General features: G+C 37.4%; 9 protein-coding genes. 3 read left to right on the forward strand and 6 right to left on the reverse strand.

What is annotated here, in order from left to right; translation table 11 throughout:
• Window positions 1-235: 235 nt before the first annotated feature.
• The 3 genes from IPZ59_RS00795 to IPZ59_RS00805 all read right to left on the reverse strand — a co-directional run bounded on the left by IPZ59_RS00795 (window position 236) and on the right by IPZ59_RS00805 (window position 4070).
• The gene (locus IPZ59_RS00795; protein ID WP_236137990.1) at window positions 236-2155 is read right to left on the reverse strand and encodes an OmpA family protein; all 1920 of its coding nucleotides are present in this window, start codon (window positions 2153-2155) and stop codon (window positions 236-238) included.
• Between the two features lie 5 nt (window positions 2156-2160).
• Window positions 2161-2790, reverse strand: a complete 630-nt coding sequence (locus IPZ59_RS00800) for a 7-carboxy-7-deazaguanine synthase QueE (RefSeq protein WP_236137991.1) — start codon at window positions 2788-2790, stop codon at window positions 2161-2163.
• Window positions 2791-2906: 116 nt separating this feature from the next.
• A complete protein-coding gene (locus IPZ59_RS00805) occupies window positions 2907-4070 on the reverse strand; it encodes a homogentisate 1,2-dioxygenase (RefSeq protein ID WP_236137992.1) in 1164 nt (387 codons plus the stop codon).
• A 326-nt stretch (window positions 4071-4396) separates the two neighbouring features.
• Between IPZ59_RS00805 and IPZ59_RS00810 the strand changes: the two genes are divergently transcribed.
• Window positions 4397-4765, forward strand: a complete 369-nt coding sequence (locus IPZ59_RS00810; RefSeq protein WP_236137993.1) for a response regulator — start codon at window positions 4397-4399, stop codon at window positions 4763-4765.
• Here IPZ59_RS00810 and IPZ59_RS00815 read toward each other — a convergent pair.
• Window positions 4746-5801 carry a hybrid sensor histidine kinase/response regulator gene (locus IPZ59_RS00815; protein ID WP_236137994.1) on the reverse strand — a complete coding sequence of 352 codons (1056 nt, stop codon included), beginning with the start codon at window positions 5799-5801 and terminating at the stop codon, window positions 4746-4748. The two genes, IPZ59_RS00810 and IPZ59_RS00815, sit on opposite strands and share 20 nt — an antisense overlap.
• The gene (locus IPZ59_RS00820) at window positions 5794-8361 is read right to left on the reverse strand and encodes a sensor histidine kinase (RefSeq protein ID WP_236137995.1); all 2568 of its coding nucleotides are present in this window, start codon (window positions 8359-8361) and stop codon (window positions 5794-5796) included. Before IPZ59_RS00820 ends, IPZ59_RS00815 begins: the two co-directional genes overlap by 8 nt.
• A 135-nt stretch (window positions 8362-8496) precedes the next feature.
• On the opposite strand from IPZ59_RS00820, the gene IPZ59_RS00825 reads away from it, so the two are divergent.
• Complete coding sequence (locus tag IPZ59_RS00825; protein WP_236137996.1) at window positions 8497-8916, forward strand: response regulator; 420 nt, start codon at window positions 8497-8499, stop codon at window positions 8914-8916.
• 127 nt (window positions 8917-9043) lie between these two features.
• Complete coding sequence (locus IPZ59_RS00830; protein ID WP_236137997.1) at window positions 9044-9745, forward strand: LytR/AlgR family response regulator transcription factor; 702 nt, start codon at window positions 9044-9046, stop codon at window positions 9743-9745.
• Between the two features lie 60 nt (window positions 9746-9805).
• On the opposite strand, the gene IPZ59_RS00835 is transcribed toward IPZ59_RS00830, so the two are convergent.
• Window positions 9806-10738, reverse strand: coding sequence for a PorP/SprF family type IX secretion system membrane protein (locus IPZ59_RS00835; RefSeq protein ID WP_236137998.1), 933 nt, complete (start codon window positions 10736-10738; stop codon window positions 9806-9808).
• Window positions 10739-10748 lie beyond the last annotated feature (10 nt).

The raw sequence follows: 10748 nt of genomic DNA on the forward strand, positions 1-10748 counted from the left end.
CTGAAAAAAACCAACTTTTATAAAATTTTAATCTTGAATTAACATGACCTTCTTTCTTCAAATGGGAAAAAATATTGCCTAAAAAGAATTTTTTAATATAAAAGCTAAAACCAAATAAAATACTTGATAGGTATATATGAATTTTTTTTATGATTATTCAAATTTTGAAACCTTTCACGAAAACCAAATAAAACTAAAGAACAAAGTTAAACTAGTTATTTAAATAGCTTTCTACTTATTGAATCGAAATAGTAATTCTTCGGTTATATGCGCGATTTTCCACAGTATCATTTGGCCTAACAGGTTCACGATCTCCTTTTCCAACAGGGATTGCCCTCCCCTCTTTTATCCCTTTGCTCACTAAATAATCTCTTACTGCTTCTGCTCTCCGCATGCTGAGCGATTCATTGTATGCAGCCAAGCCTACATTATCTGTATGCCCGTTGATGAAAATAGTTACGGTTGGATTCAATTGCAAGAAATCCACCAAACGCTTCAAGGAAGACATGGATTCGGGCTTTAGTTCATGCTTATCAAAGTCAAAGAAAATATTTTCAAAGACAAACTCTTCTCCCGAAGCGATAGGAATCAATGAAACTTCTAAATTTTCTTTGTTCTTCAGGTTGTCCTTGTCTACGTTGTAGATTTTAGGTAAGAAGCCTTCCTTCTCCACATACAGTCCAGCAAAATCCTTATCTGGATATAACATCATGAATTCACCCGAAGCACCGTCCGCTCTAAACTCGTATAAAGTACTATCATTTCTTAAACTCACAAGAGAGAGCCTTGCATCTATTGGCTCTCCGGTGTTACTGTTGAGTACCTTACCTTGCGTCACAATAAGTTTTTCTCCCAAGGCGATATTCTCAGGAAACTTAAATCTATACAATAAAGACTGCTCCAATGTCTGCTCCTTAAAGCTGCTTTCTGTGTAGTATGCATAATCTCCCTGAGCAGTGATAAACAATGAAAATTGGTCTTGATGATCATTGATGGGGTAACCAATATTTTCAGGTGTTCCAAATTCCCCGTTGACGATACGCGAAGAAAAAATGTCGAGTCCCCCTAACCCTTGATGTCCATTGGAAGCAAAAAATAAAATCTCATTATTGAAATAGATGAAAGGAGAGACTTCATCCATGGGTGTATTGATTATATTCCCCAAATTTCTTGCATCGGACCACGAGCCATCTGCTTTTCTCAGCGTATACCAAATATCATTACCTCCATATCCCCCTCTTCTATTAGAAGAAAAAAACAACATCCTGCCATCTGCCGAAAGAGAGGGCTGAGAATCCCAAGACCTGGAGTTCACATGCCTCCCCATGTTTCTAGGTCGTTGCCATTGACCATTTACCCGGTAAGCAATATACAAATCACAACTACCAAAAGAGTCCGGAGCATCGCAGGAAGTATAAATTAAAATATTTCCATCTGCTGAAATAGTACATGTACCTTCATTATAAGGAGTATTGATTACCTCACTAATTCCCTTAGGCTTGCTCCAACCGACTCCATCATCATCCAGGTATGAAACAAAAATATCTTCTTTTTGAAAATCCTTGATACCATCCCGTTTGGTGAAAAGAATTTTCCTACTGTCAGCAGTGAGAACAGGAAAGTATTGCATACTGAACTCATTCAATGGCTCAGCAAGTCGCTCTTTAGTGATATCCAAGCGATTGTCCAAGACCTTTCGAACAAACCCCATCTGCTCGCTTGCCCTTTTGTAATCAGAAGAATTCAAAAATGTAGAGGAAAAATAGGGTTCAGTCGCATCAAAAACAGAAACTGCACTGGTAAAATCCCCTTTTGCAAGAAGAATGTATGTTTTCAACCAACCAAAATCCGCTTTCACCTGACTGGAAGCCTTTCCTGCACGAGTCTCCCCACGGTTAACCACCTCCAATGCCTCCTCTACCTTTTTTTGGGTCAATAAAACTCTCCCCCATTTCACATATGATTCCAAAAACCCAGCTTCCCGTTGAATAGAAGCCTTATACTTCTCAATTGCCTGGTCATACATGCGCTTTCTGACGAGTTCATCTCCCTCCTGATGCATCTTTATCGCCCGGCTATCAATAATAGAATAGGTTTGGGAGTGAACTGCGAATACTTGCAGGAAAATGTAAAGAAAGAGAAGAAGGGTTTTCATGGGCATCAAGGGATGTCCATAAATTTATGAGTTTGTAGGGATATATTCCAACTTGGATTGGATTTTACGTAATCAATGATGCTTTTTAAGTGAATATCTTGCTTACTCCACTCTGGTTGGAGCAGTTTTTGGCAATTTTCGCGAACCAAAGCAGCATGCTTTTCTGCAAACTGAAAATCAGATGCATGAAAAATTACTACCTTCAATTCATCTGCTTGCTCGTAAATAGATGGATGCGGAGCTTTGAATTTCTTGGGAGAAAAACACACCCAATCAAAATCTCCAGAAAATGAATGAGCACCAGAAGTTTCAATATGGGTTTTAAAACCAGCGGATTTCAAGGCAGTCGTCAACGGACCAAGATCATAAATTAAAGGTTCTCCCCCCGTAATCACTGCTACTCTTCCTGGATACTTTGTTGCTTCTGAAACAATTTCTTCGATCGGAATTACTGGCCATTTGCCTGCTTCCCATGATTCTTTCACGTCGCACCAAACACAACCTACATCACAACCGCCTAACCGGATAAAATAGGCAGGAACTCCGGAGTGGGTTCCTTCTCCTTGAATGGTATAAAAAGCTTCCATTAACGGAAGCGCTGTCCCAGCTTGTACAGCTTCTTGAATTGCTTGCATAGTAATTTTTGATAAAGCGGGTAATCGAACCGCTGGTGGACATTGATTTTAGGGCTGCAAAGGTATAAAAAAAGGACTGATATTCACATCAATCCTTTTTCTTGTTTTCCTCCTGATTATTCCGACCAACTCATAGGATATGCAGGATCTACAAATTCTAATCCCTGTGTGGTGACATGCAGAGGCTTAAATGTATCCAACATCACTGCTAATTCATGCGTTTCCTTGGCTCCAATCGATTTCTCCACAGTCCCAGGGTGCGGGCCATGGGGTAATCCTCCCATGTGAATGGTAAAACTGCCTCGATCTATGCCTTTTCTACTCATAAACTCGCCTTCGGCATAGTACAATACCTCATCCGAGTCTATATTACTATGATTATAAGGAGCAGGGATCGCCAATGGATGATAATCAAATAACCTAGGTACAAATGAACAAATCACAAAGCCCCAGGCTTGAAAGGTCTGATGTACCGGTGGTGGTTGATGAATCCGACCAGTAATCGGTTCAAAATCATGAATTGACAACGCATAAGGATACAAATATCCATCCCAACCAACAATATCCAAGGGGCTGTGTCCATAAGTGTAGGGGTGCAACATCCCTCCCTTTTTGATTTGTACCAAATACTCCCCTTTTTCTGCCTCAGTTACCAATTCCCCTGGTGGGCGGATATCTCGTTCACAGTAAGGTGAATGCTCCAATAACTGTCCAACTTCATTTCTATACCTTTTCACAGTTTCGATAGGACCATGAGACTCTATAATTAGCAAGCGCAAAGGTCCTTCTTCTTTGAATTCGAACCGATAAATGGTCGTTCTTGGGATAACGATGTAATCGCCTTGTCTAACTTCTAATTTTCCAAACTGTGAATATAAAACTCCCTCTCCATCATGCACATAAATCAGTTCATCACCATCTGCATTCTTGAAGTAAAAATCCATTTTCCGCTGCTCCGGCGTACAGATGCCCATCATGCAGTCATTATTCATCATCAACATTTTGCGGGCACTGAGATAATCCCTGCCGGTTATTTCTACACCCGCTGTCTTGAGATGTGTTTGCTTGAGCCCATGCGCTTTGGCCGGCTCCCAAGAATAGGGTGTTGGCTGACCGATTTTAAGTACATTATTCGGGTTATGGATATGGTATAAGTTGGAGTAAATCCCTGAAAAACCTTTGGAGCTCACTAATTCTTCTTTGTATAAAGAACCGTCAGGTTGGCGAAACTGCGTATGCCTTTTGGGTGGTATGTTACCTAATCTATGATAATAAGCCATGTTATTCGGGTTTATAGTTTCTCAAAATTAATTAAAAAACTGTAATGAATGTTTAAAAAAACCTAAGAAAGGAGGGGGATATCACCAAAGGTTCCTATCCTAACCTGCTTTTTTGAGAGATAAAAACTAAGAATCACTATCAACTTTAGTAAACTGTAAAAAACATACATGATCAAGACTGATTATTCAGCTTTCTCTTGATTTCATTGAATGCACCTATTCCGCCCCCTTTTTCCACCTAAATTATCATATAGTTTACAATAAGTACCTTTTCACTACTGAATTTGTGTAAATTTTTCAAATTACTTTAATTTTGAAAGAAAAAGATGAAAATTTTGTTGGTCGAAGATGATCCGATCATTCGCTTGTTAATTTCTTCACAACTAGTAACTAAGGGGAATTTTGTTATCACTGCGAAAAATGGCGTGAATGCCTTAGAGGTATTATTAGATAACCCCAATACAGATATTATTATCACCGATATTATGATGCCCCAAATGGGAGGTGTAGAGTTAGCGAATCAATTATTAAATTCAGAATTTAACCAAATTCCCATCATGGCAATTACTGGTGGGACTTATTTAGAAGAAAATAATGGAAATCCTTCACCTTTTAGAGAGGTCCTACAAAAACCAGTATACATACAGGATCTGATTGACCAAATAAATCATATCATTAACCTTTCAAAAAACTAACTTTTAAACAAGCCTCAAAGTTTAAATCCTTACTGATTCGAAAGTCAATGATTGAATGATTTATCAAGGCTAGCTGAGAGGCTAAATACATCCCTAGACCCAACCCTTGTTGTTCCATTTTTATCCGATCAAATTGCAGAAAGGGTTGGGGGGAAAGGCTGCCTATGTTGGTGAAAACATGTTGTTGATTTCTAAAAATCAATTCATTTTTTTCTATTACGATGCTGATTACACTATTTTCAGGAGAAAATTTCTCAGCATTATCCAGAAGATAGGTAAGAACATCGCTGAAGTGACTACTTGTGAAAACAAACGAAAAATCTTCTTTGGCTACTATTTCTATATTTTTGGAAAAAGTGTGTGTTCTGAGATAATTTTTTAACACTTGATTGATGGAAGCATGCTCCTGTAAACTTGGTTTGATCACATGTAAATTTTGATACCTTCTAAGTTTTTTCAAAGTTCCGTCTAACCTTTTGGATGCTTCTAATGCTTTTGTTGTAAACAAATCAAAGTCCTCTTTTGGTAGCGATTGCCCGGACTCTTTCAATAGTTCCAAAGCCATTATTACTCCCGTTAGAGGTGTTGCCATTTCATGAAAAAACACATTGCGCTGCTCGTTAAAAACAGATTTCAGTTCTTCTGCTTTCAGGCGCGTTCTTTGTTCTTTTTTTTGAAGTGCCGTATTGATGGACGCTAAAAGCTCTTTCGCTCTCACTGGTTTAATCAGGTAATCTTCTGCTCCCCCCTCCATTCCAATACGCTGATCTGAATACTCCATTTTTGCCGTAAGGAAAATAAAAGGTGTCTCCAGCCAGTATTCTTTGGAACGAAAAACTTTTAGGAATTCATATCCATCCATTCTAGGCATTGCAACATCAGAAACTATCAAATCTACAAGTTCCACCTCTAAAATCTTGAGTGCCTCCAAGCCATTCGAAGCCACAATTACTTCATACTCGGCAATTTCTAATATCTCTGCGATATTTTCCTGGAGTTCGAATTCATCCTCTACCAATAATATTTTTTTATTCATATGGAATCAATAAGGTAAAAGCAGACCCTTCATTTTCTTTACTTTTGAATTGAATATCAATCCCTATCCGATCAGCAAAGTCTTTGACGATATTTAATCCCAAACCAGTGCCTTTAATTGTACTTACATTTTTAGCGCGAAAAAAAGAGTCGAATATGTATTTTTGTTCACTCTTTGGAATACCAATACCAAAGTCTTTTATCGTCAAAAACACATGCTTCTCATCATTTGACAAGATTACTTGAGGGTCTTTTGGTCCCTTAGAATATTTAAATGCATTGTCAATAAGATTTGATACAATATGAGACAACCAAATTGGGTCAGTAGTTAATTCAATCTCTTGTTGCATCTTATTAATTTTTAATGTTCGCTCAGGAGGGACTGGATAGTTGTCTACAAGGTTACCAAGAAATGACTGAATCGCGATAGGCTGCTTGGAGACAATGATTTTGTTTTGACTACTTTTTCCTATCAACAGCAAATCAGCAATAACCTTAGAAAGCCTTTCTACCTGAAGGGAGATTCGAGAAAAATGAAGCGAAAACTTATCTTTTACTTTATTCGATATTTCTTCATTTTCCAAAAACATTTCCATGATTTCTACACTGCTTTGTACAGTGGCCAACGGGGTTCTAAACTCATGAGACGTCATGGAAATAAATCGGGTTTTCATTTGATTTAATTCTTGTTCGCGCGCCAGTGTTTCTTTTAGCTCTATTAGCATTTTTTCCCGCTGAGTAACATCCCTGGAGGTTGCCAAATAAGAATACACTTCCCCACTTTCATTCATCAAAGGACTCATTAAAATTTCTAAATAAATTTCTTCCCCTGTTAATAGATGGAAATGTGGAACAACAAACTTTTCCGTTTGCATAGATAATTCAGGCTGATTTTCTTTCACCCCAAACACCTCAGATGGTTTTTTCCCAATAATATCATCTGGAGATGCCCCCAATACTTTTTTTATGGAAGGTGAAACATAGACAAACCTCATTTGCAGGTCATGCAAGGCTATAATATCTCCTGTGTTTTCAGATACAAGTTTATACTTTTCATCACTTATTCGTTGAAGCTCTTCTGCTTTTTTGCGGGCTCTGTTGATTCGGATAGCACTAATAAGATTGGCATATCCTGAAATCAAGGGTTGTAAAAAAGAAACATCTTCTTCCGTATAGTCCGTTTCCTTATTGGCAAAACCCATCATTCCTATAAATTTACCTGCCTTTTTTACGGGGATTCCTAAAAACCTTTTTAAAGGTGGATGTCCCTTCGGGAGCATTCCACTGGCTCTTGGATCAGTAGCCACATCATTGGCCAATACAACTTCACCTGTGCGCAGTGTGTAACCAAAAAGCGTATCTAAATTTCTAAACTCAATACCTCCTCTGTAATTTTTCTTAAAGAACTCTTTTGAATCCTCATCCCAAGCGATATTTGTAAGGGTATGAGTTACCAAGTAAGGTTGCCCTGCATCGAAAAAAACCTCTCCAATAAATCCAAATTTACTTCCTGTAATTTGTAAAATTTGGTCTAAAAAAACCTCTAGCGGCGATTGAAAATCATTTTCAACAAAAAAACTCAAGTGTGCCTCATTTACTGCTTGTAGCAGTTCATTGAGGCGTTGCTGACTACGCTGACTCTCCTGCAATTCCAACATCATTTCCTTTTGTTGATGGATATTGAATACAGTTCCAGTTATGCCTTGAATTTTCCCATTCTCTTTTTTTAAGAGTTTTGCATACACTTTTACCCAAATACGCTGCCCATTTTTATGAATGAGCTTTAACTCCAACATATCTTCTAGCGTAATGCCATTGATGAGATTGTCGAGCCTTTGTTGAATTTCAACCCAATACTCAGACTCGTAAAAATCAAAAGTCTGCTTACCTACACTTTCCTCCACCGTGTAACCTGATAATTTTTCCCAAACAGGATTGAGGTACTTAATTGTTCCTTCTAGATCTAACCGAAAAACAACATCATTCATATTGTTTATCAGATCATAGAACGATTTGCGGCTTCTTAGTAGTTTTCGGTGCTGCAAATCATTTAAAATCTTAACCCCCAAAGTAGCTGCTAATGCATGTAAGGAAGAAACCTGATCATTTGTAAATAATTCTTCTTTTGAGCAATTATCAAAACCAATGTAGCCCCAAAAGTAGGATCCGGAAAATATAGGAATAAAAAGGTAAGATAAGATTCCCTGCGCTACCATTGCCTCATAAAACTCTCCATTTTTAGTATCCTTGACCAAGGCATTGATCACCCGATTGGTACGAAGATCTGTTTCAATGTCTGAAAACAAACTCCACGGTAGTTCTTGTAAATAATCAAAATCAAGCTGAGGAGTCACACCAGGAGCACACCATTCATAGGTATAAGTCATGCAGGGCTCTCCTAAATCATTTAAATGATTTTTAAAAATGTAAATCCTATCCACTTTGGTCGCCTGACCTAGGTTAGCAATAATCTTAGGAATCGCCTTTGACGGTCTTGAATTATTTTCTAATTCAAAATAGGATTCACCAATTGCTCTTAAAATTGCAGCATTTGAATACATAGCCTCTAAAGATTTACAAATAAAACTCTTTTGATTTGTAAAAAATATCATTTAATTTACCTAAAGGGACACTTCATTGCCCGAATTGTAACGAATGACTTTATTTTGATCGACCCTAGAAAATACCCGTATTAGATGCTTATTCATATCATAGATGACAGTAAGGGCTACCTTGCGTTATTAACGGAACTAATTACTGAAATTGACCCAACTATTGTTATTACTACAAGTAGCAATGGACAAGAAGCTTTGGAGCATTTAAGTACTTGTAGAAATCGTGATCGCAGTGAATACCCTCATGGAATATTATTGGATTTAAATATGCCTGTAATGAACGGGATTGAGTTTTTGGACCGAATCAAAACATGGGAAGAGTTTATAGATATCCCGATCATAGTTTTGACTACATCGAGCGATTCAATTGACATTCAAAAGTCCTATAAAAATAACTGTACCGCATTTTTCACTAAACCTGAAGATGCCTACGAAACCTCCGAGATGTTACAATTAATTACAGAATTCATTGAAATCCACTGGAAAAAAATTAAGCCCTGATCAAAAGACAGCGTACCCTATTCGATGAGATATCAGTTCATTACTTAATACAAACAAATAGTTTACAAAACGATCATAATTATTTAGCATATCAGGTAAATAAATGTTATTTGAAAAAAATGATGAGATGAAAAAAATTCTTTTGGTCGAAGACGAAAAAGAACTAGGGGAAAATATCAGAGACCTTCTTCAAGCTTTGGGTTACATCGTGGTGGGCATATTTGATAAAGGATCTACTGTGATTGACTTTTTAGAAAAAAATCCTGTAGACTTGATTTTAATGGACGTGATGATTAAAGGTGATTTAGACGGTATTCAACTCACGGAAAAAATAAAGTCAATTTATGACATCCCCATCATTTTTTTAACTGCGTTTTCTGATCAAAATGTTCTAGAACGCATATCCAATGGGAAGTATGAAGGGTATCTACTTAAGCCATTTAGTTTGCAATCCCTCAAATCAGCAGTTTATTTGGGACTGAATAAAAAGCCTAAGGATGAAACACAAGAAAATCATTTAAAATCCGCCATTAAAGTACGAGACAAAGGATACGTTATACATCTACCCTACCATGATATTCTGTTCATTGAAGCAGATGGGCTTTACTGCAAAATTATCACCTTGGAAAAAACCTACGTTGTTCGAGGTATTTTAAAGGATATTCTCAATGGGCTAGATGACAAGAAATTTATCCGTGTTCATAAGTCTTTTTGTATAAATGTGGATAAAATCCACTCTTTGAATGCTAAGGAATTACTTATTGGCACTTTTGTGATCCCTATACGCAGAGGGTTTTATAAAGAACTTTTAGAATTGATAAAACGCTAAATTTCCTCTAACCTCAATAGAAACTAGGTTAGTAAATTAGAAGACCTTCACCTTACAATACTACCACATCAAACCATTCCCATTTCCAAAGAGAGAATAGGTCAACATGAATTCATGCGTAGTATTGGGTAAAAGATAAGCCTGTAACATGGGCATTTCATAGATATAGCCAACTCTGACTTTGTCTAATACTAAGCCTAACTGAAAACTATTCGCATAATTGACACGGTGACCTGCCCCTAACCAAATACGCTTCATCATCAAAACTTTAAAATTCAATTCTATGTTATCTGGCAAATCGTTCTGACCACGATACATGGCGTTTGTAGCAATCATTAAGTTTTCTGTCAATTCACTACGATACCCCGCTTGCATGATCAATACTCGCGGTTTGCGCTCCATAAATACATCTCCACTGTTGATTTGACCTACGTTAACATTATGTACAGCTGTTGAAACATAGTAGTTGTAATGAGTCAAAGCTAACCCCAAGTTAAAATCCAAAATCTGCATATCGGCAAAACTATTGGCATACTTCCCTAATATGGGATCCATCGCTTCTGCCATAGTAAATCGAGTTCCATCCAACTGAACGACATTATAATTAATCCCTGCACCTAAACGTAAGTTGTGCGATTGACTTATTTGAATACGAGATGCATAGCTTAGTATAAGTTCAGTTTCATTAAAAGAACCATACTGATCATGAAACATATTGACTCCTAAGGCATTTTTACCAAGCAATCCAGGATCTGTAGCACCTGAAAGCTCACCAAAATCCACTTCGCCTGATATAAAATAAGTCATGGGCGCTCCTTCCCAACCGACCCACTGATTTCTGACAAAACCTCGGATCATGGAGCCTTCATACCCTGTCAATGCTGGATTATAATAGCTCTGTAAATGGCTGAATTGACTGATATACTTGCGACTCTGTGCAAAGAGAGGTGTGCTCAGGCCTATGCTTAGTAAGAATATAATGATCTTTTTCATAAATTTCTAT

Origin of the sequence: Mongoliitalea daihaiensis (assembly GCF_021596945.1) — a bacterium.
Taxonomy (GTDB): domain Bacteria; phylum Bacteroidota; class Bacteroidia; order Cytophagales; family Cyclobacteriaceae; genus Mongoliitalea; species Mongoliitalea daihaiensis.

What these genes read in the sequence shown, in the direction of transcription:
- IPZ59_RS00795 (WP_236137990.1), bottom strand. Translation starts at nt 2,155, where the DNA reads ATGAAAACCCTTCTTCTCTTTCTTTACATTTTCCTGCAAGTATTCGCA.
- IPZ59_RS00800 (WP_236137991.1), bottom strand. Translation starts at nt 2,790, where the DNA reads ATGCAAGCAATTCAAGAAGCTGTACAAGCTGGGACAGCGCTTCCGTTA.
- IPZ59_RS00805 (WP_236137992.1), bottom strand. Translation starts at nt 4,070, where the DNA reads ATGGCTTATTATCATAGATTAGGTAACATACCACCCAAAAGGCATACG.
- IPZ59_RS00810 (WP_236137993.1), top strand. Translation starts at nt 4,397, where the DNA reads ATGAAAATTTTGTTGGTCGAAGATGATCCGATCATTCGCTTGTTAATT.
- IPZ59_RS00815 (WP_236137994.1), bottom strand. Translation starts at nt 5,801, where the DNA reads ATGAATAAAAAAATATTATTGGTAGAGGATGAATTCGAACTCCAGGAA.
- IPZ59_RS00820 (WP_236137995.1), bottom strand. Translation starts at nt 8,361, where the DNA reads ATGTATTCAAATGCTGCAATTTTAAGAGCAATTGGTGAATCCTATTTT.
- IPZ59_RS00825 (WP_236137996.1), top strand. Translation starts at nt 8,497, where the DNA reads ATGCTTATTCATATCATAGATGACAGTAAGGGCTACCTTGCGTTATTA.
- IPZ59_RS00830 (WP_236137997.1), top strand. Translation starts at nt 9,044, where the DNA reads ATGAAAAAAATTCTTTTGGTCGAAGACGAAAAAGAACTAGGGGAAAAT.
- IPZ59_RS00835 (WP_236137998.1), bottom strand. Translation starts at nt 10,738, where the DNA reads ATGAAAAAGATCATTATATTCTTACTAAGCATAGGCCTGAGCACACCT.